The organism is Candidatus Nitrosopumilus sp. bin_32a (assembly GCF_054095935.1).
In genome coordinates, this window is sequence record NZ_JBSWSN010000001.1 from 42,585 (window position 1) to 63,844 (window position 21,260).

A 21,260-nucleotide genomic window follows, 5' to 3' on the forward strand; every position below is an offset into this window, starting at 1 on the left:
TTATATTGAAAATTCTGATGCAATCTTATTTAGCATAATTTCTTTAATTTCTTCACGATTTTCGGTATTTCCTGTAGCCCACATTGCTTTTACCAATGCAATTTCTGGAATCATGTTTTCTAGGGGGATTATCCCTAAATCAAGAAGATCTCTGCCACTCTCGTAAACTGTCATTCTTACTCTGCCATCTATGCACTGTGAAGTCATTCCCATAAAGATGCCTTTTTCATTTGCCATTTTTACTATTGGATACATAGTTTTTCCAATATGTCCTAATCCCGTACCTTCAAAGATTATTGCTTTGTATCCTGCATCTATGATATTTTTTAACATGCTTGGATCATATCCAGGATAATATTTTACTAGAGCAACTTTATCATTTATTTTTATTTTAGGGTTGAATTTGTCAGTTGCAAAAAAATCATTTTTCATGTTATTGTGAATTTTACTATTTACAATTAAAAATGCAGGATCATTTCCCACTGTTTGAAATGCTCCTCTTTTACTAGTATGGTTTTTTCTTACTCTTGTTCCAATATGACACGCAATTGCTTCATCATTTTCATCCTGATGCATTGCTATGTAAATTCCATTTGTTTTACATTCTGTAAGAAATTTTACAGCTCCAATTAGATTCAATGCTGCATCTGAAGATGCACGATCTGATGATCTTTGCGAACCAACTAATGCTATTGGAATTGGAAACCCTGCCAATGAAAAAGAAAGATAGGATGATGTGTAATGCATAGTATCTGTCCCATGTGCAATAATAATTCCAGAATAATCTGAATTCAAATACCCGTTTACTGTTTGAGCAATTTCTAACCAATGTTCAGGCATAATGTTTTCAGAATATTCTGAAAATAACACTTTGGTGTCTATATTTGCAATTTTAGCAAGCTCAGGAACTGATGAATTTAATTCTTCAGCAGTTAATACTGGCGTAACTGCACCTGTTCTGTAATCAATTTTACTTGCAATTGTTCCCCCAGTTGATAATAATAGAATATTTGGCAGCTTTTCATTTTTCTCAATCTTTTCATTTTTTTCAACAATTTTTTCTGATGTTGGACTTTTCTCAATCTTTTCAATTTTAGCGATCTCTAAACCGATATTGTACCCGCTCTTTAATTTCAAAACAATATGTTTGTCATCACTGTGTTCGTATCTGGGCATAACAATTCCTGAATAAGTAATATCTGCTAGAATTTTTATAGAATCTCCAATTGAAATTTTATTTTTCTTGAGAAATTCTAGAGACTTTCCTTCATATCCGGTATACTCTGACATTTACGAGGATTAGATTTGTTATTTTATTAAAACTACCTGTAATAGGAAGCTACCAATTTTTCGCCTATCTTGAGGTCTTTTTGTTCTCTTACTTTCTTTACTGCTTCCTCAAAATGTTTCATGGTAACTTTAACATCAACATCCTTCTTTTCAATATCCTTTACATCTGGATGTGAATCTAAGAATTCATGAATAACCAGTGATACTGCAGTATTTCCAATGGATGCTGTATCTGCACCACTAAGTCCATCAGTTATTTCTGATAATTTTTCAAAGTTTATGTGATCAGGATCGTTTTCATCAGTAACAGTTGGAATCTTTTCAGCATTAATTTTCAAAATACTCTTTCTACTTTCTTTATCTGGGAGTGGAATCTGAATAATTTTATCAAACCTTCCTGGTCTTAATAATGCAGGATCAATCATGTCTGCTCTGTTTGTTGCTGCTAATACTATGACCCCGTGCATGTTTTCCATACCGTCTAATTCTGTGAGTAATTGACTTACTACTCTTTCAGTAACTGCTGTTTCTCCGCCAGCTCCTCTGATTGGTGCAATAGAATCAATTTCATCAAAGAATACGACACATGGTGCAGACTGACGTGCACGTTTGAAAATTTCTCTGATTCCTCGCTCTGATTCCCCTACCCATTTAGATAAGAGTTCGGGGCCTCTAACTGAAATGAAGTTTGCTTCACTTTGAGTAGCTACTGCTTTTGCAAGTAGAGTTTTACCAGTACCACTTGGACCGTGTAGTAATATTCCTCTTGGCATACTATGTCCTAGTTTATCGTAGAGGCCAGGATATTTCATTGGCCATTCTACAGCTTCTTGTAATTCTCGTTTAACATCTTCTAATCCGCCAACATCTTCCCATTTCACATCTGGATTTTCAATGAATACTTCTCGCATTCCAGATGGTGTTACCTCAATCAAGGCTTTCTGGAAATCATCATGATTTACAATCAGTTTATCCAAAGTCTCTGGTGGAAGTTTTTCTTCTTCTAAATTCAAAACAGGTAATAATCGTCTCAAACATTTCATTGCAGCTTCCTTACAGAGGTATTCTAAATCTGCACCGACATATCCATGACTAACTGCTGATATTTTTTTCATGTCGACATCTTCTGCCAATGGCATGTTTCTACTGTGAATTGCAAGAATGTCACTCCTTCCTTTTTTATCTGGAACTTTAATCTCGATTTCTCTATCAAATCTTCCTGGCCTTCTAAGTGCAGGATCAATTGCATTTGGTCTATTGGTTGCTGCAATAACAATAACTTTACCTCTTGCTTCTAATCCGTCCATTAATGATAACATTTGAGAAACAACTCTTCGTTCGACTTCTCCTGTAACTTCTTCTCTTTTTGGTGCAATAGAATCAATTTCATCAACGAAGATAATTGATGGAGCTTTTTCTCTTGCTTCTTTGAAAATTTCTCGTAATCTTGCTTCACTTTCACCATAAAACTTACTCATTATTTCTGGACCAGATATGCTGATGAAATGAGCTTGACTTTCATTTGCTACTGCTTTTGCAAGTAAAGTTTTACCAGTACCTGGTGGACCATACAACAATACACCTTTTGGAGCTTCGATTCCTAATTTTTCGAAAATTTCAGGATGTCTTAATGGAAGTTCAATCATCTCTCTAACTTTTTTAATTTCATTTGAAATTCCACCAATGTCTTCATAGGTTACTTGAGGAACGCCACGTAATGTTTCTCCTTTCTCTGCAATATGGAAAACAGTTTTTTGAGTTACTAAAACAGCATCGGCTGCTGGATTTACTCCAATAACTTGAAAAGTTAAACGTCCACCAAAGTATGGGACCATTACATTATCGCCTTTTATCAAGGGAACGCTTTCTAAAGCATCTGCAAGATATCTTTCATCAATTGGAGGAATTGCTTCAAGTGGTGCAACTACTACTTTTTCTGCAGCCACTGCTTTAATTTTTCTAACAGATATTGTATCTCCAATTGCAATTCCTGAATTATTTCTGCCTAAACCGTCAATCCTGATAATTCCTTTACCCTCATCTGAAGGATAAAGTGGAAGACATTTTGCTACTGTTCTTCTTTTACCTTTAATCTCAATTACATCGCCTGTTGATGCATTTAATGTATCCATAGAATCATAATCAATTCTTGCTACTCCTCTTCCAACATCTCGTGTATATGCTTCAAGAACTTTGAGAGAAAGAGCATTTTGACTCATACATACTTGCCTGAATTCTAATTTTTATACCTTTGTGGTAATTTCCAAAACTAACAGCTAATACCACAAGCTTAAAATTCTCTTTCAGTCGGAAACGATCAACTTGGGTAAAAGACCATTAGTTCGAAGACGAGGCCGTGGAGGCAATCAGTTTAGATCTACATCTACTGGAAAAGTAGGCGCAAAAGCAAATTATCCACGTTTTCCACTTTCAGAACAACATGAGGGTGAAATTATTGATCTTGTTCACGAGCGTGGTAGAGAAGCGCCATTAGCAAAAGTGAGATTTGAAGATGGCTCTGTTTCATTCGTACCTGCAATTCTTGGAACTACGGTAGGTGCAACTTTGCAATTTGGATTAAAATCAGAAATTAAAAAAGGAAATGTCATCAGCGTTCAAAATATTCCTGATGGCACAATTGTATGTAATATTGAAAAGCACTTTGGAGATGGTGGTGCTATTGTTAAATCCGCAGGTACTGATGCTACTATCTTTTCACACGGTGATGATGGTGTAACAGTTAAACTCCCATCTGGAAAATTTACTACCCTTAATCCTAAAAACAGAGCTATGATTGGTACTCTGGCTGGTGGTGGAGCAAGTGAGCGACACTTTATGAGTGCAGGTAACAAGTGGCGTAGTTTTAAAGCTAAAGGAAAGAAATATCCAATTGTAAGAGGTGTTGCTCAAGCAGCATATGTACACCCACACGGTGGTGGTCGTCATCAACACGTTGGACAAAGTTCTACAGTTTCAAGAGATGCTCCTCCTGGTGCAAAGGTTGGTAGCATTGCTGCAAGAAAGACTGGTAGAGCTAGAATTAAAGAAAGAAAGTAGTTTTTCTTTTAAGCTAAAATTGATTAATAGCTCAGTGAAATACTGTTTGTGTCAAAACAACGTGTTAGACTTTATGTAACTGGAAAGGTACAAGGTGTTTTTTTCCGGCAAACATTGAAAGTAATGGCAAAGAAAAATGATGTTTTTGGTTGGGTAAAAAATCTCAAAGATGGTAGAGTAGAAGCTGTCTTAGAAGGTGACGGAGAAAAAATTGATCGATTAATTGAATGGGCTCACGGTGGCCCTGCCAATGCAAGAGTTGAGGATGTAGCAATACATAATGAGAAATTTACTGAAGAATTTTCAAAATTTGATGTATTATACTAGTGAATTTCTTCAAATGCATCTTTGATAGTTTTGCTTACTTCAGAAATTCCTTGATCTATTTTTATCTGAATAGTTTGGACTGGATCTTTTCTGCTCTTTTGAATTTTTATAATCACTCCTTCTCTTTCAGGTTCTACATCTGCAAACCATCTAAATGTCATTGATTTACAAAAAACTACTCTGTGCATTCTTACATCTTCAATTACCTTGTCTCCTAAAGAGAAGCAAAATTCTCTAATTGAATCAAATAATGGTAGTACTGGAGTTGGGATCTGTTTTTTAAAGTCTTCATAATTTCTTTTGTTTCCAAATGAGATTATTCCTTCCATGAGGTTGGAATTTTTATTTTAATTATAAAGGTAGTAGATCTGCTGGCTCCAGTCTAGACGAATAGCCCCATTTCAAGGCGTACAAGATCCGCCACGTTGACGAGGAAGCGTGGATGCTCCACCTTAGGATTGCTCCCTCCCGGACCTCATCCCTTTCGATGGTTCGGTCTTAGAAGTTATCCCTTCGGATATTTCTAGTCCTGCAACCACCCGCCTCGGCGTGATTTCATTTCCGCACACCAAGCGGGAATTACCCATCTAGAGATTTACCCAACAGTTGCTGATCTCTGCATATAGCCGGTTTCAGAATAGGGCACGGCTGGCACCCTGATCTTACCTACTACCGTTTTTCCTAAGAAAGTATGTTATATTTGCATTAGGTTTGATTTTCTTTTAGTTTTAAAACTACACTGCAAACTGAGCATACATTGCCTGTGCAATCATTTCCACATTTTTCACATTTTGTTTTTACTTTGGAACTAGAATTCTTTACTGCTGTTGAAACTTTGAGAATTGATTGATACAAATTATTTTTAATTCCACTATGTTGATTTTCTAACGAGTTTAAAAATTCACGAATTTCCGTTCTTATCCCTTCATTCATGTGTGGACAGGGTTCAGATTGAAATGGCATATCATTTGTGAATGCATAAAAAACTATTTCTGATTCATAAATCTCACAAAACGGTTTTATTTTTCTTAAATCATTTGCAGAAGTATCAGGATCCATCCATCCAATCTTCGTTGTATCTCCTGAAAGCATGTTTATCACAAATGTTTGTAATGTATCATCTAGATTATGACCAGTTGCAATTACATCAGCTCCGATATCTTTTGCTGCATGATCTATTGCTCTTCTTCTAAGTGTTCCACAAATTGAACATGATGAAGTTTTTTCATTTTCTCTCAAATCAAGGGCTTCATCTAATGTCAATTCAAAAAGATCTTTGTATGCGTAAACTTTGTGTTCTACATTTAGTTCAGTACAAAATTTTTCAACGATCTCTAATGCCTCATTTCTATATCCTGGAATCCCCTCATCAATAGTAATTGCTTTTATTCTAAAACTGTGAGTTAATGCCATTTCGTTGATTATTTTCAATAATGCCAGAGAGTCTTTTCCTCCTGATACTGCAACTGCGACTAATTCATCATGTTTAATCATGTTGTATTTTGAAATAGTCTTTGCAGTTTTCCTTACAATTGATTTTGAGAAACATTGTGAACAAAGTTTCTCTCCAGAATATTTTCTCGTATAAGCTGCAGGATTTTCACATCTATCACAATTCATGAAATCAACTAAGTTTTTTTCATTAATGATTCTTTAGGTATTTTTTAGATTGTAAACCAACCTGATTTCAGATATGATAAGGCAATGTTGAGGCCAAACAAGGCAAAGGTGAATGCGTATATTCCCCACATTACTATGTTGACTGATTTGTCTGAAAATCTCTTATCAATAATTGTATGAATGAATTTTCCTCCATCAAGAATTGGCAAAGGAAGCATGTTGATAATACCTATGAAAAATGAAATCATCCAAAGCCATAACAAGAACATTGAAATGTTAAAATCCACATTTGTCCAGTCAATGAAATCCATTACAGGTTTGTATGGGATTGAATTATCTCTCATAATTCCTATTAATCCTCTTTCCGGATTAGCTGGATCAGACATTACCTCTAATCCAAATTCTAATGCTTGCCCATCCCTAAGTACAGAAACACTAGCTGTTTCACCTGGATTTAAGATGGGGAAATCAGCTGGACCGCGAATCGGCACATCGTTAATTGTAGTGATTACATCATTCGCAAGCAATCCTGCTTGTTCAGCCCCTGAGTTTTCTATAATTGAAAGTATCAAGACCCCTTGTGATAATTCATAGAATGTGTTTAAGATAACGTCTCCAAATAATGGAATACTCTCTAAAACCATTCCAAAAATTGGATTTGTTAACATAATGGCACCTAAAACAATTGCAAACAATACATTTGATGTGGCACCTGCTCCAATCACTCTTAATTTTGAAATCTTTTTAGCTTTATCAAATTCTTCCTCGTCTGGTTCTACAAATCCTGCAAACAATGCAATGAATACGGCAAATCCTCCAGTCTTTATTTTTATTTTTTCTAATGCGGCTACTATGCCGTGTGCTCCTTCATGAATGACTAATACGATTGGAATTGAAAGTAAAAAGTATGCAATAGCTGGTGCTGAAGTTAATGTAACTCCTGGGATTAGCACTGTTAATTCTGAAAAATTTGATTGTGCAACAAAATAGTTTGAAACATTGTTTAACAGAAAGTAAAATGCAAATCCCATCATTATGAAGCCTGCAATCACACTTACATCTGCAAAAATTTTGATGCCTCTTTTTGTTCTTCCTAGAATTTTGATTAATATCTCGTTTACGCTTTTATTCTTGTATACTAGACTGTACGCTTTTAATTCAAAACCATATTTTTCTAATTTGAGGGCTTTTGCAATTATAATGATGACCACCCAAGCCATCAAGACATAGATTATCGAATTCTGAGTAATAAAATCAAGTTCCAAACTAATTGTTAATTTTTTAAGGTACAGTCATTTATCGGTTACTATGAAACCCGTGATAATTATCTCGACATATCCTAACAAAAAGTCAATTTCTAAAACTGCAAACGAACTTGTAAAAAACAAGACAGTTGCATGTGTCAATATTTCTAAAATTTCATCAATTTACGCTTGGAAGGGAAAAGTAGAAAATTCATCAGAATATCTAGCCATATTCAAAACAATAGCAAAAAACAAGACTCTGCTTAAAAAGAAAATCAAAGAAACACATCCGTATGATGTTCCAGAAATAGTGGAAATTGATGTTACCTCAATTGGCAAATCTTATCTGAAATGGCTAGTAGAATCTACGACTTAGGATTCCACTGTATATCTTAACAGGGAAACAATTCCTCCCAAACCTGTAACCCTAAGACCAATATCTGTAGAAGAGTCAACACTGTAAATTTTCACTCCCTTGTTTTCTGCATCATTTAGAAAATTCATCATTTCTTGTTCATCGTTATCCTGTATTGCTTTATCTGAAAATACCAGTGATTCAACTGCACCCATTTGATTTGCATTAAAAGTCTCATCATACCCCATAGTGAATTTTTTACTTTTCTTGTTTGCCAAAATCATGATTTCATCAATAATCGATGATGCTTTGGCTAATTTACTATCTGACATTATTTCTTGCATTGTTTGTGATTTTGTAAACGTGTAAATTCCGTCTTCCCCTCCAGAATCAATTCCTTCAACCACTTGAATCTTAGATTTCTGAATCTTTTGTGATTTTTCTATAAAATTTGCAAATCTTTTCTTTGTTTCACCTGGGCCAAAAATTACTATGGTGTCCCCCTCTTTGAAAATACTTGATAACGCTTGTTGCACCTGTTCAAAGAATTTATCAATATTAAAATTAGTTTTGTATCTTTTTCCACCAGAACCTGAATAGATGTTTGGCATAAATTCCAAATGTGTGCCTCTTAGTCTTGCAATCCCACTATCACTCGTGTCAATTGCCACTAGAACAAAACTGATTTGATCGTTACTTGATTCTAAAAGTTTTTTTTCTATTGGTGACCATTTTTTCTTTGAAATAGTAATCCCATCATTGAGTTTTAAAATAAATGAATGGTGTGATCCGTGTGGTACTGACTCATTACTTGACTCGGAAATTGTACCGCCCACTCTTAATCTATCCAAGACATCATCAAGTGAAATTTTTTCCACAGTTAATGAAATTCTAACTTTAATTCTCTCGCCTTTGTCTGGCCTTGCATAATCTTTATCTTGTTTTAGAACTCTAGTTGTATCTCCAATCACCTTGTCATTTTCTTTGATAATTCGGCGTAAATTCAAAAGATCTTCAGTGTCTTCTGGGATTACTGATATCGAATTCTCATCTATCGTCTTTGTAATCATGATATTATTCTAATTTGCAAAAAGAAAAGAGTTTAGATTGATTTCTCTTCTTCTGATTTCTTTTTTAGATAATTTTCAACCCACTCTAAAGTGAGAACTCCTGATTCAGATAAATTTGCCAAAGAGTTTGCAGATGCTTCTCCTGTAACTTTGCCATTGTTTCTTTTTAATTGTCTCCATTTTAGCGATGTATTTCCACTTTTTGAGTTATAGATTATTCCTAAAACATCCTTGCCATTGACAAACGTGATATCTCTAATTTTTTTCAAAGTAACCTTATCAGCTGCTTCAACATAGATTGATCCGAGCTTCTCTTCTCTTTCAGCAAAAACCTCTGAATCCTCCAAATAAGCTCTTGGTGCATAAGACATACATGTACTTGAAATGACAAATCTCCTAAAACTTTCTAATGAAGAAGGAGTATCTATTGCAACCATTTGGAATGATTGAACTATTGGCCATTTATAATATTATGTAAAGCTGTTTCTATACTGCTTGACGTATCAACCCTTTTCCTATCCATGAATATGTCTCATAAGTTAATCTAAGATTAGCTTCTTTTCTATCACAGATGTTTTAAGATCAATGTATTAAAAGTAGATATGTTTACTCGAAATTATAAATTCCGGTTATATCCAAATTTTAACCAGGAATATCGATTACAAAATAATTTGGCAGTATGTAGATGGCTATACAACAAATTTGTAGGGCAAACTCAAAAATCATTTCTCACCAGAAACGATATGAATTACATTTTAACAGAACTAAAACAATCTGAACCATGGCTGTATAACTATCACTCTAAAATGCTTCAAATGGTATCAACACAATTTGAATCAGCACAAAAATCATTAATTGAACTAAACAAAAAAAGATACAAAACTGGATCCATAAAATTTGCAAGATATAATGAATATCTAACATTCACCTATAATCAGTCTGGATTCGAAATCCAAGATAGTTTTCTACACCTCTCAAAAATAGGCAAGATCAAAATTATACAACATAGGGAAATACCAGACAATGCAAAAATCAAACAAGTAATAGTTACAAAATCAAAATCAGGAAAATGGTTTGTGTGTGTTACGGTAGATATTTCAGAATCAATGACTAACATTCCAAAGATTTCATTTTCAAAGGGAGTGGGAATTGATGTTGGAATCAAAAATTTTACCTATGACAGTAATGGAAACCAAACACCAAATCCATACAACCTCAAAAAGATGCTAAAACCACTCAAAAGAATACAACGCAAGGTCTCAAGACAAAAGAAAGGATCAAACAATAGATTGAAATCAATTCTCAAAATGCAAAAGATTCATGAAAAGATAGCAAATAGGAGAAAGGATTTTCAACACAAACTATCTACACAGTATGCAAAAAACAATGATGTCATATTTGTTGAAAAACTAGAAAAGCTAAATATGGTAAAAAATCATAGATTGGCTCAGAGTATAATGGATGCTAGTTGGGGTACATTTTTACAAAAATTGGAATACAAGTGTAAATTGTTTGTTGAAGTACCCGCCAAAAATACTACTATTGACTGTTCACGTTGTGGCAGCAAAGTACCAAAAAGTTTAGCTATGAGAATTCATAGATGTGATAAATGCAATTTGGTAATGGATAGAGACTATAATGCAAGTATCAATATTTTAAAAAAGGGATTAGAAATTTTTAATCTGTCAGCAAAAACCAACTATGAATTACCGCAGGAACTGCGGGAAGTAACGCCTGTAGAGATCTCAATGAGGTCTGTGAAGCAGGAAGAAATCACTCAACTTGTTGGGTAGTTCACCAAGCTTCTTGAAAGACTCAATAGGAAACTGCTTGAAACATGCCTTGCGGGCCGTGATGTACCTATCCCTCTGACGATGATGAGGATCTTGAGTTCTGAGCCTGGCTTAGGATTTTAATTAATGAGAATAATTAAAAAATTATGAAATCACTCACTGAATACCTAACATTTGAAGTTCAAACTAGAAGAGCCTTTGTCAATATTACTTCTGATGTAAGCAAACTTGTAACAAAGAGTAAAGTTCAGGAAGGCCTTTGTCTTGTAAATGCAATGCACATTACAGCAAGTGTTTTCATTAATGACAATGAAGGTGGATTGTTACATGACTATGAAAAATGGTTGGAAGGGTTGGCTCCCCATGCACCCACTTCGCAATATGATCACAACAAAACAGGTGAAGATAATGCAGATGCTCATTTAAAACGACAAGTCATGGGACGCGAAGTTGTAGTTGCTATAACTAATGGTAAATTGGATTTTGGTCCATGGGAAGAAATCTTCTATGGTGAGTTTGATGGCAAAAGACCAAAAAGAGTTTTAGTTAAAATTATTGGCGAATAATCATCCAAAGTCTGCATCACGTTTTTGACTTTGTGATTCATTCTTTCTTGCAGCATCTCTGAATTCGTCATTATGATTTTGAGGTCCATGTCCACATTTTACACATGCAATTTTAAATCCATCTTCATTTTTTTCATATGTCTTGCATCCACAGAAACATGCCATGATTAAATATAATTTCTAAGATGATATATCTTTTGGGTTGATGATTATGCTGACTTGCAACATTCGCCCATTGGAATTTCATGTTCATGTGGGCATTTTCTTGGATGCTTTAGCATTACACAAAGAGCATCTGTAAATTGCTTGTTCATATGATGTTCAATTCCACAAACCATTTCCTCATCGATTGCTACCTTGAGTGCACTATCCATTAGTACTTCAAGTAATCTGCTGTTTCTCATCATACTTGCACCTATTCTTTCACCATCTTCTGTTAGTCTTACACCTGCCTTGTTGTAATTTACAAGATTTTTTAGATTTAGTTTTTTGAGCATTTGAACAACACTTGGTTGTCTGACATTGAGCATTTTTGCAATTGTGCTGATTTTTACATCCTCGCCTCTTTCTTTGATGTGCCAAATTGCTTTAAGATACATCTCTACATGTTCTGCTTCTGCAGTACCTACAAAGAGTGTCTCTTCATTTTCATCCAATTCATCCATGTCTATACCTTCTTGGAATCTTTTAATAAATATTCAAAGTATTGACGTGCAAATCCTGCCAATCCTGCGTGATCTGCCCATATAGCAACAACTTCGGAAGAATTTACTCCTCCTAATTCTGGCCCTAAGAGAATCACTACGTATCTTTTATCTGAAATTATGCCTCCTCCAAACAATCCTTTCTTGATTGTTACTTTGGCAACTCGTTTGATTGCCGTGATTGATTCTTTATCCATTTTATCTGATGCGAGAATTGTAATTTGTACCCCTTTATCATGAAGTGATCTTAGTTTTGGCAATGCTTGTTTTACTAGATCTACACCTGCTTCTGGTAATGCAATCATTACCTCATTTCTACATGTATCTACCATTTCCAAAATTTTAGCTGCAATGTTTATTGCGCCAGATAAGACCCAAATGTCTGGCCTTTCACTGGTGCCACTTTTTTCATACAATGGAACCAGTTCATTTAGAATTATGTTTTGATTCTGTGAAAAATCGTTTTCCATCTTTTGCTTTGTAGTCTCTAATCCTGTCGATGGAGATTTTGCAAAATATTTTGTTGGTCTTGCATCATCTGAACCAATCCAACCTTTCTCTTCCAGTGTTCCCAACACTTCGTAAATTTTTGAATATGGGACTCCTGATTTTTGGCTAAGATCCGATGCTGTTAGTTCTCCTGACTTGAGTAATGCTGAAAATGTTCTAATTTCATAACTGGTAAGGCCGATTTTTTCTAATGACTTTCGTGTTTTATCGGATATGCTCATCTGCGATCTATTCGATCATTTTTGATATTTAAACCAGGTGTGACTGCTTCCTAAATTCCACCCGGGGCCAAGTATGAAATCGATTATATACCATCTCAGAAAAATCAACAATACAGGTATGGCACTAATTCAGATATCCAATCAATCAGTTAAAAATTTAGGTAAAAAATCCACAATTAGATTCACTCAAAGTATCTGTCCAGACTGTAACATGATTCTGGATGCTGAAGTCTTTGAGCGAGATAATCAAGTTTTCATGTCAAAAGTTTGTCCAACTCACGGTGAATGTGAGGAATTATACTTTGGTTCTTATGAAATGTACAAGAAATTCAGTACATACTGGATGGATGGCAAGGGTGCTCATTCTCCAAACGTAATGATTGACAAATGTTCATGTCCAAATAACTGTGGATTGTGCTCAAACCACCTATCTCACAGTGGATTGGCAAACATGATCGTAACTAACAGATGTGATTTGACGTGCTGGTACTGTTTCTTTTATGTAAAGAAGGGCCTTGAAGGCGCTTACATGTACGAGCCAGACCATACCCAGATTAGAGGAATGATGAAGACTCTACGAGCAGAGAGACCAATTCCAGGAAACTCTATGCAAATTACTGGCGGTGAGCCAATGCTTAGAGAAGATATTGCTGATGTTATCAAAATTATGAAAGAGGAAGGTGTTGACCATATTCAAATGAATACTAATGGTATCAGACACGCAATGGATCCAGAAGCTGCAAGGGAAGTCAGACTTGCTGGATGTAACAACCTGTATCTTTCCTTTGATGGTGTAACTGCAAGAACAAATCCTAAAAATCACTGGGAAATTCCATATGCACTTGACAGTTGCAGAAAAACAGGTACTACAGTAGTATTTGTTCCAACAGTGATTAAATCAATTAATGACCATGAACTAGGTGGAATTATCAGATATGCACAAAAGAACATGGATGTAGTCCATGCAGTAAACTTTCAACCAGTATCACTAACTGGACGAATGGGCAAGTCTGAGCGTGAAAAATACAGAATCACAGTTCCTGATTGTGTTCAAAGAATCGAAGAGCAAACAAACGGTGAAGTAACTGTTGATGATTGGTTCCCAGTCCCAAGTTGTATGCCACTAACAAACGTAATTGAAGCATTCTCAAGCAAACCAAAGTATGAATTGTCTATTCACTTTGCTTGTGGTGCAGGAACTTATATTTTTGAAGATGCAGATACGAAAAAGTTTGTCCCATTAACAAAATTCTGTGATATTCAAGGAATGCTGGAATTATTTGAAGACAAGGCAGAAGAGATTCGTTCTGGTAAAAACAAGTACTTTACAATGCTTGAAGTTGTTAGAAAACTCAAAGGATTCGTTGATACAAAGAAGCAACCGGCAGGATTGGATTTGGCAAAGATGTTTGGTAACATACTCATGAAGAGATCATTTGATTCAGTTGGCTCGTGGCACGTAAAAGGATTGTTCCTTGGCATGATGCACTTTCAAGACAAATACAATGAAGACCTTGAAAGACTGCAAAGATGTGATATTCACTATGTGACTCCGGATCTCAGGATAGTCCCATTCTGTGCATTCAATGTAATTCCAGAATGGTATAGAGACAGAATCCAAAAGAAATACTCTATCACTGTAGAGGAATGGGAAGAGAGAGAAGGCGTCAAATTGGAAGACGGTCTGTATAGGGGACTCATGAGACGCGGAGCAGGTGACGAGCTTGCCGCTGGCTGTGCAAAGAGTCAGATGTTCCATGACGCTGCACAAGCTACAATGTAATAAGATTTTTTAATCCAAGACCTTAAAAAGTCTACAATTAATTTTGATTTGTGAAAATTCTTATCATTTCACCCACTAGCTCAGGTATTGGTGGAATAGCGGGAGTTGTTCAAAACCAAATAAAATTTCTAAAAAAACAAGGTCATCAAGTAGATGTAATATCTTCAGAAAATACTTTTATCATTCCTGTAAAAGGATTAAAAAATCCAAGTTTTATGATTTCATCTTTTCTTAAAACAAAATATAAAAAAAATTATGATGTTGTTCATGCACATAATCCTGCTTCAGGTCTTGCAATGAATAATATTTCTGGTAAAAAAATAATATCATTATGGGGTGTTTTTGAAAACCAAGTTCAACTATTACATGGAAGTATTTTGAGTAAATTATCCGGAAAATTTGAAAGAAAAATCCTTGAACATGCAGATGCAATTATCGTAGCATCAAAAGAAATACAAAAATATTATTATCAGTTAGGTTACGAATCTCATTATATACCAAATGCTATTGATTTAGAATCTCTTTCAAAAAAAGAAGAACGTTTGTTTAAAAATCAAATTATTTTTGTAGGTAGACTCTCAAAAGAAAAAGGAATTTTGGATTTACTTGCAATTTGTGAAAAAATTCCAAAAGAAACACATCTCATTATAATTGGATCTGGACCTGAAGCAAATAAAGTTAAAAATACTTCAGAAAAATATACAAATATTCATTATTTAGGCTATCAACCAAATACAAGAACAATTGAATTAATTCGTGGTTCAGATATGTTGATTCAACCTTCTCTTATGGAAGGTGGTATGAATTCAACTCTTTTAGAATCTATGGCATGCAAAACATCGGTGATTACCACATCATTGAAAGTTTATGAAAATGATGTACGACATTTAGACACTGCATATTGTATTAAACCAAATTCCCCTAATGAACTTCTACAAGCAATAATAATATTAATTTCAGATAAACAACTGAGACTTGATTTATCTGAAAATGCTTATCAGATCGCCTTAAATTATTCTTGGGATAAAATAGGTGAAAAATTTATTGAAATATATAAAAAATTATTAAATTTTTAATTTTTCTTTAGTACGATAACTTCTCGTAAGAATATATTTTCATTTTTAATTTTTATAGGATTGTAAAAGAAATCAAAGATAATTTCCACGTTTAATAATTTCTGAATCTGTCTAGAATTAAGATATGATATAACTGTAGTATCTGTTTTACCAACAATTTTTCCAATTTGGGGATTTGGATTTATTATAATTATAAATGATTTTTTGGCAATTTTTTCAAATTCTAAAATTTGACTTTTTGATATGTGATTAATACTATGTATAAATAAGAAAATTCCAGATATTTTTTTGGATGATTTTGCAAAATCACCGAGATTTTTTTTAAGTAATTTTCCTCCTATCTTTTTGTATTCTTTTAAGGCATATTCTTGAAATGTTTGTCTTGGTTCTATTCCTATAATTTCAAAATTTTTAATATTTTTAACAATTTTAGAGTCTCCGCCTAATCCAGTACCTATAAAAAATATTTTTTTAGATTTTATCAACGGAATGCAAAATTCTAAAAATAATCGTGCAGTATTGGTATCTTTGGTATAATCAATTCTTTTATTGAATTTTTTCACTTTATCGATATAACAATCCATTTTTATCTGTCCAGCTTTTTAATTTCTTTTATTACGTAGTTAATTTGTCTAGATGTCAATTCAGGATGTAATGGAATGGTAAAAGTTTGTGAATCTAATTTCTCAGAATTTGGACAATAATTATTTTTTCCTTTTAATTTTTTATAGACTTTGGTTTTATAGACTGTGGTAAACATTGGGCTTGTTTCAATTCCTTTCGTTAGAAGATTTTTTCTAAATTTGCTCAAATTACCTTTTTTTAATTTCATTATGTATGCATAATACCCCGAATTAACTTCTTGTGGTATTTTTTGAGTTTTAATATTTGATAATTCTTTAAATTCTAAATCATATTTTTTTGCAATTTCCCTTCGTTTTTTTAACATTTTTGGTAATAATCTTAATTGTTCTTGTGCAAGAATAGCTTGAATTTCATTCATTCTATAATTATATCCAATTTCAGTATAATCATATTCACCAATACTTTTTCTTCCTACATTTCTAAGTAAAATTAATTTATTAAATAATGTGCGATTGTTGGTAACAATTATTCCGCCATCACTACTTGCCATTATCTTATCTGGATAAAATGAAAATACACCTATTTCCCCAAATGTACCTGCAAATTTTTCATTAAATGTGGCTCCATGAGCATGTGCTGCATCTTCAACTATGGACAGTTTGTATTTTTTTGCAATTTTTATAATTTTTTTCATGTCACAAACATTTCCTCCAAGATGTACTGGGATTATGGCTTTTGTTTTTTTGGTAATCAATTGTTCAATTTTTGATGGATCTAATTGGAACGTTGACTCATCTACATCACAAAATATAGGTTTAGCATTACAATAAAGTGCTGCATTTGCACTTGAAATGAAAGTTTTTGCAGGGACAATCACTTCATCATCTTTTTTTATATTTAAACTAAGAAGAGATATGTGCAAACCTGCAGTTGCAGAAGACACTGCAACTGCATATTTCATATCAAAATATTTTGCAAAATTTTCTTCAAATATTTTTACATTTTCTCCAAGAGTTAACTGTCCAGATTTTAGAACATTTTTTATCTGATGTTGAATTTTTAGTATAGATTTATTTGGAAAAAATGGTTTTCTTAATTGAATTTTCATTATATAGTCACAATTTTGATAAACATATAACTAATTAATCATACCTTAAAGTAAAATTATGGCTTCTTATCTTAGTGGAAAATCTATTTTGATTACAGGAGGTTCTGGTTCAATTGGTGAATCAATTACAAAAAAAGCGCTTTTGGATAAAGCCAAACTAATTCGTGTATTTAGCAATGATGAAAATGGATTATATGAAATGGAATCTACATATGGAAATAATAAAAATATTGAATTTATTATAGGTGATATTCAAAATGAAGAAACAGTTTCTGAAATAGTTAAAGGAATTGATATTGTATTTCATGCAGCCGCTTTAAAACATGTAGATCGATGTGAATTAAATCCTATTGAAGCAATCAATGTAAATATTATTGGCACAAAAAATATTGCAAAATCTGCATTGGATGAAAATGTAAAAAAATTAATTTTAATTAGTACTGATAAAGCAGTAAATCCAATTGGTGTAATGGGTGCAACTAAACTCTTAGGTGAAAAATTACTTTCTGCAAAAACTACTAAAAACAAATCAACAATATTTGCATCAGTCCGCTTTGGAAATGTTTTCCAAAGTAGGGGTTCTATTTTACCTAGAATTGAAAAACAAATCAAAAATGGTGGTCCAATTTCACTTACTGATACTAGAATGAAGAGATTTTTTATGACTAAAGATGACGCTGTAAATTTAATAATTTCTGCTACACAAATTGCTAAAGGCGGTGAGACATTCGTATTGAAAATGCCACTAGTGCGTCTTGAAGATCTCTTTGAATCAATGAAGGAGCTTTTATCTCCAAAATATGGTTATAAACCATCTCAAATTAAAACCAAGATTATTGGTTCAAGACCAGGCGAAAAATTAATTGAATATCTACTTACTGAGTTTGAAATGGAACATGTTCTTGAAACAAAAGATTTCTTTATTATTCCACGATTAAATGAATTCATTTCTCCAAAAATCTATCCAAAATCTAAAAAACCTAAAAATATTCATTCATATTTTGATTCACTTAAACCCCTTTCAAAAAAAGAAATAAATTCTATTATCCAAGAATTATATTAGATATTAAATTATATATTTTAATTAAATTGTACATTAATTTATTTAAAATTTTCTAGGTTAACTTTGAATATTTTTACTTTAAGAATTTTATAATCTTGTTCTGAATCAAAAACTTTTGTTAAATAATTATATTTTTTGTCATTTTGGAAAATCTCTTGGAACATTGGGTATCTATTATCTATCTTGTCATCTATAATTACATATGATATTTCATTCAGTTTAAGATATTTTATAAATTGATTTTCTGAAAGAATGCTAAAAAATGAATATTCAGTTATTATGTTGTTTCCTTGTTTATACTTTAATGGGATTGATGTTAAATCAAATAAATTATTTTCAACATGATAAAGTAGATCTCCAGTAATTTTGCCAGAATAATTCAGAGCTACATAATTCCCAAATCTTTCTTTTTCAACAATTAATTCATTGTTTGTATGTGGATAAAGGATAATAACTGAAGTAATTATTATGCTCAAAATTATTATCAATAAAATTATATTTTTTATTTGACTTTTTATTATGATATTTTTAATTCCAATCGTTCCAATTATAGATGCAAATGGTAAAATCAATAACAAATTTCTAACTTCAGATGATAAAGTATATTGAGGGATTGCAATAATTATTGATATTACTATACCCAATATCAAAAGATACTCTTTCCAAATTCTACTTTTGAAAATAAATAAAAGGCCAATAGGTACTAGGAAAATTAAAAATTGAATATTGACTAAAATAATGTGATACATCTCTTTTATGATTGCTAAAAAATAAATTTCTGTATTTGTTATTTCATGAAATTTTTTTGAATTTGGATCTAATTGTTCATCAGTAAAAAATATTTTTGCTGTTTGTACTAGATGTGGATTAAGGTTATTTTCAAATCCAGAAACCGTCCCTGATATTCTATTAATTATTGGGGATGTATTTGAATCAGAATCATAGTAATGTGGGATTGAAATTAAAATAAACATTGCTAAACCCACTATGATTATTAGAAATAATTTTTTCTTAGGTCTAATTTTCATTGAATATCCAATTATAATTATAATTAAAATTACAATTCCATTTAATCTAGTATCAAAAGCCAAACCTGCAAAAATAAAACTACAAATTGTATATTTTGAATTATAATTTAACATAAAATATAATGAACTTAAAGAAAGCAAAAGAAAAAATGGTTCTGTAATTCCCCATGTTGAATTCTCTATGATTTGAAAACTAAAAGCAAAAAATGATGCTATTAAAATAGAATATTTTTTTTCAACAAATTTTTTTCCAATTTGATAAACTAATGGAATTGTAAGTATTGAAATCCCAATTGAGACAATTCTAATCAAATTTACATATTCTACGTATGTGTTAAATTCAAAAATCCTAAAAATAATGGATAATGAATAAGGCCATAAAAATCGACTGTTAAATAAATCATAATTGTTGTGAGAAAAATTGAAAGCTTCTGTAAAGAAAACAATAACATCTGGTGCCATTGAAGGTAAATTCCATGGTGTAATGATGATCCGAAATACTAATCCAACAATCATTATTATTCCAATTAATAAAATTTCATTATTCAATTTTTTTTCTAACTTTTCTTCAACTAGTTTTATTATTCCCAAATTAAAAATCCCTTGACTTCTCAAAAAATCAAAGTCTATTAAAGTATCTGCCAATATCTTTTGATTTTTTTATATTGATTTGAATTTTTTTAAGACTAAATAAAAAACTGTTTGTGCAACTCCTGATAATACGAATGAAACTGCGACTCCATTAATTCCATATATTTCCCCTAGTGTATAAATTCCTAGTATGTAGATCCCCACAGTAATACTTTGACCAATAATTACAACTTTGCTTTTTTCTTTTCCTAAGTAATGTGAAACAAAAGCAGTACTGATAGAATTAGGAATTATATAGATACTCAAAATTTGTATTACTTCTACAACTTCTTCAAATTGAGGAAATACTATAGGTAAAACTATGGGTGCAATAGTAATTCCTAGTATTGCAAATCCTACAGAAATAAGAATTGTCATAATTTTTATTCTACGAGTGCCAATTCCACTGGCATCTCTTGGTAAAGTATAGGTGTAGACTAAGCTTGGAAGTATTAATAATAATCCTAGGAATTGAAAACCTAAATGGTAATTCCCTAAAGTTGCAAAACCTAGTAATGGAACAATTATTATTTTATCCACTTGACCTGAAAGTATTTTTTCGATATTCATACTGTAACTATTTATCATAAACCCTCGTCGTGATTTTAGAACTGAAAAATCTAATTTGTCTTTTTTAAACCCTTTAATTATTATTGGAATTAAACATAGAAAAGAAATTCCAATCCCTAAAATTACTCCATTTGGCCCTATTATAAAAAATAAAGATAAAGCTAGTACTGCAGATATAGTTTTTTGAACAATGAAGTATTGTGCATATCTTTTGTATAATTTTGCACCTAGAAGACTTGCTATTCCTAGATCAAAGATTAATGATGAAATTATATAGATACTTACAATAATTTCATTTAAAATAAAATATGTTACAATTGATGAAACTATACCCAGAATTATTGTAATTAAAAATACTGGTGGCTGAATGGCTACTTTTTTTGCAGTATAAACAATGATTGTTTGTGCAGAACCAAATAACGATATGCGTGTAGCCATTGTTGCAATTGCAATTAAATAACTTACTTGACCATATGCTTCAACTGTCATTAGCGTGGCAATGTAAATCCAGAATAAACCTGAAATACCTTTGGTGACTAAATTTGCTGCTCCAATATATTGCAAATCTCTAGTTTTTAAAATTAAGTTTTTAATATTTTCTAAAAATCTTATCATTTCTTTCTCCTAAACATTATCAAACCATGATAGATAATTTAACAC

The 21,260-nt window shown here is 32.4% G+C and carries 22 protein-coding genes and 1 other RNA gene; 8 read left to right on the top strand and 15 right to left on the bottom strand.

Annotated features, from left to right (window positions below):
* Both gatD and ACW9XH_RS00215 read right to left on the bottom strand, forming a co-directional pair.
* Positions 1-1,290, bottom strand: a complete 1,290-nt coding sequence (gatD, locus tag ACW9XH_RS00210; RefSeq protein WP_457758640.1) for a Glu-tRNA(Gln) amidotransferase subunit GatD — start codon at positions 1,288-1,290, stop codon at positions 1-3.
* A gap of 32 nt (positions 1,291-1,322) precedes the next feature.
* A complete protein-coding gene (locus ACW9XH_RS00215) occupies positions 1,323-3,509 on the bottom strand; it encodes a CDC48 family AAA ATPase (RefSeq protein ID WP_457758641.1) in 2,187 nt (728 codons plus the stop codon).
* Between the two features lie 103 nt (positions 3,510-3,612).
* Between ACW9XH_RS00215 and ACW9XH_RS00220 the strand changes: the two genes are divergently transcribed.
* Entirely contained in the window at positions 3,613-4,347 is a 735-nt protein-coding gene (locus ACW9XH_RS00220) for a 50S ribosomal protein L2 (protein WP_457758642.1), read from the top strand.
* A gap of 48 nt (positions 4,348-4,395) precedes the next feature.
* Positions 4,396-4,674 (top strand): acylphosphatase, encoded by a 279-nt coding sequence (locus ACW9XH_RS00225; RefSeq protein WP_457758643.1) that lies wholly within the window; start codon positions 4,396-4,398, stop codon positions 4,672-4,674.
* Here ACW9XH_RS00225 and ACW9XH_RS00230 read toward each other — a convergent pair.
* The 4 genes from ACW9XH_RS00230 to ACW9XH_RS00245 form a co-directional block, all read right to left on the bottom strand.
* Positions 4,671-5,003: a hypothetical protein gene (locus ACW9XH_RS00230; RefSeq protein ID WP_457758644.1), complete on the bottom strand. Its 333-nt coding sequence runs from the start codon at positions 5,001-5,003 to the stop codon at positions 4,671-4,673. The genes ACW9XH_RS00225 and ACW9XH_RS00230 overlap by 4 nt on opposite strands.
* A gap of 31 nt (positions 5,004-5,034) precedes the next feature.
* Positions 5,035-5,346, bottom strand: an RNA gene (gene ffs, locus ACW9XH_RS00235) — signal recognition particle sRNA.
* A 33-nt stretch (positions 5,347-5,379) separates the two neighbouring features.
* On the bottom strand, positions 5,380-6,294 hold the full coding sequence (locus ACW9XH_RS00240) for a TIGR00269 family protein (RefSeq protein WP_457758645.1): 915 nt from the start codon (positions 6,292-6,294) through the stop codon (positions 5,380-5,382).
* A gap of 44 nt (positions 6,295-6,338) precedes the next feature.
* Complete coding sequence (locus tag ACW9XH_RS00245) at positions 6,339-7,514, bottom strand: site-2 protease family protein (protein ID WP_457758646.1); 1,176 nt, start codon at positions 7,512-7,514, stop codon at positions 6,339-6,341.
* A gap of 88 nt (positions 7,515-7,602) precedes the next feature.
* Between ACW9XH_RS00245 and cutA the strand changes: the two genes are divergently transcribed.
* Positions 7,603-7,914, top strand: coding sequence for a divalent-cation tolerance protein CutA (gene cutA, locus ACW9XH_RS00250; RefSeq protein ID WP_457758647.1), 312 nt, complete (start codon positions 7,603-7,605; stop codon positions 7,912-7,914).
* On the opposite strand, the gene ACW9XH_RS00255 is transcribed toward cutA, so the two are convergent.
* Together ACW9XH_RS00255 and ACW9XH_RS00260 are read right to left on the bottom strand one after the other, a co-directional pair.
* Positions 7,911-8,963 carry an mRNA surveillance protein pelota gene (locus ACW9XH_RS00255; RefSeq protein WP_457758648.1) on the bottom strand — a complete coding sequence of 351 codons (1,053 nt, stop codon included), beginning with the start codon at positions 8,961-8,963 and terminating at the stop codon, positions 7,911-7,913. The two genes, cutA and ACW9XH_RS00255, sit on opposite strands and share 4 nt — an antisense overlap.
* Positions 8,964-8,995: 32 nt before the next feature.
* Positions 8,996-9,400, bottom strand: a complete 405-nt coding sequence (locus ACW9XH_RS00260) for a hypothetical protein (RefSeq protein WP_457758649.1) — start codon at positions 9,398-9,400, stop codon at positions 8,996-8,998.
* A gap of 165 nt (positions 9,401-9,565) precedes the next feature.
* Here ACW9XH_RS00260 and ACW9XH_RS00265 point away from each other — a divergent pair, with 165 nt between their 5' ends.
* Entirely contained in the window at positions 9,566-10,756 is a 1,191-nt protein-coding gene (locus ACW9XH_RS00265; protein WP_457758650.1) for an RNA-guided endonuclease InsQ/TnpB family protein, read from the top strand.
* 146 nt (positions 10,757-10,902) lie between these two features.
* Positions 10,903-11,322: a secondary thiamine-phosphate synthase enzyme YjbQ gene (locus ACW9XH_RS00270; protein ID WP_457758651.1), complete on the top strand. Its 420-nt coding sequence runs from the start codon at positions 10,903-10,905 to the stop codon at positions 11,320-11,322.
* On the opposite strand, the gene ACW9XH_RS00275 is transcribed toward ACW9XH_RS00270, so the two are convergent.
* From ACW9XH_RS00275 to ACW9XH_RS00285, 3 genes are read right to left on the bottom strand one after another with little or no spacing between them, the layout of a single operon-like run.
* The gene (locus tag ACW9XH_RS00275; protein WP_457758652.1) at positions 11,323-11,487 is read right to left on the bottom strand and encodes a hypothetical protein; all 165 of its coding nucleotides are present in this window, start codon (positions 11,485-11,487) and stop codon (positions 11,323-11,325) included.
* A gap of 44 nt (positions 11,488-11,531) precedes the next feature.
* Positions 11,532-11,987, bottom strand: a complete 456-nt coding sequence (locus tag ACW9XH_RS00280; RefSeq protein WP_457758653.1) for a metal-dependent transcriptional regulator — start codon at positions 11,985-11,987, stop codon at positions 11,532-11,534.
* Positions 11,988-11,989: 2 nt separating this feature from the next.
* On the bottom strand, positions 11,990-12,757 hold the full coding sequence (locus ACW9XH_RS00285) for a TrmB family transcriptional regulator (RefSeq protein ID WP_457758654.1): 768 nt from the start codon (positions 12,755-12,757) through the stop codon (positions 11,990-11,992).
* 73 nt (positions 12,758-12,830) lie between these two features.
* Between ACW9XH_RS00285 and tes the strand changes: the two genes are divergently transcribed.
* Together tes and ACW9XH_RS00295 are read left to right on the top strand one after the other, a co-directional pair.
* Positions 12,831-14,540, top strand: a complete 1,710-nt coding sequence (tes, locus tag ACW9XH_RS00290) for a tetraether lipid synthase Tes (RefSeq protein WP_457758655.1) — start codon at positions 12,831-12,833, stop codon at positions 14,538-14,540.
* A gap of 50 nt (positions 14,541-14,590) precedes the next feature.
* Complete coding sequence (locus ACW9XH_RS00295; protein WP_457758656.1) at positions 14,591-15,616, top strand: glycosyltransferase family 4 protein; 1,026 nt, start codon at positions 14,591-14,593, stop codon at positions 15,614-15,616.
* Here the strand turns inward: ACW9XH_RS00295 and ACW9XH_RS00300 are convergent.
* Together ACW9XH_RS00300 and ACW9XH_RS00305 are read right to left on the bottom strand one after the other, a co-directional pair.
* Positions 15,613-16,200: a hypothetical protein gene (locus ACW9XH_RS00300; RefSeq protein ID WP_457758657.1), complete on the bottom strand. Its 588-nt coding sequence runs from the start codon at positions 16,198-16,200 to the stop codon at positions 15,613-15,615. The two genes, ACW9XH_RS00295 and ACW9XH_RS00300, sit on opposite strands and share 4 nt — an antisense overlap.
* Positions 16,201-16,202: 2 nt before the next feature.
* The gene (locus ACW9XH_RS00305) at positions 16,203-17,309 is read right to left on the bottom strand and encodes a DegT/DnrJ/EryC1/StrS family aminotransferase (protein ID WP_457758658.1); all 1,107 of its coding nucleotides are present in this window, start codon (positions 17,307-17,309) and stop codon (positions 16,203-16,205) included.
* Positions 17,310-17,367: 58 nt separating this feature from the next.
* Here ACW9XH_RS00305 and ACW9XH_RS00310 point away from each other — a divergent pair, with 58 nt between their 5' ends.
* Complete coding sequence (locus ACW9XH_RS00310; protein WP_457758659.1) at positions 17,368-18,372, top strand: polysaccharide biosynthesis protein; 1,005 nt, start codon at positions 17,368-17,370, stop codon at positions 18,370-18,372.
* Positions 18,373-18,410: 38 nt separating this feature from the next.
* Here the strand turns inward: ACW9XH_RS00310 and ACW9XH_RS00315 are convergent, their stop codons facing one another.
* Together ACW9XH_RS00315 and ACW9XH_RS00320 are read right to left on the bottom strand one after the other, a co-directional pair.
* On the bottom strand, positions 18,411-20,045 hold the full coding sequence (locus ACW9XH_RS00315) for a hypothetical protein (RefSeq protein WP_457758660.1): 1,635 nt from the start codon (positions 20,043-20,045) through the stop codon (positions 18,411-18,413).
* A gap of 15 nt (positions 20,046-20,060) precedes the next feature.
* Entirely contained in the window at positions 20,061-21,215 is a 1,155-nt protein-coding gene (locus ACW9XH_RS00320) for a lipopolysaccharide biosynthesis protein (RefSeq protein ID WP_457758661.1), read from the bottom strand.
* Positions 21,216-21,260: the final 45 nt, after the last annotated feature.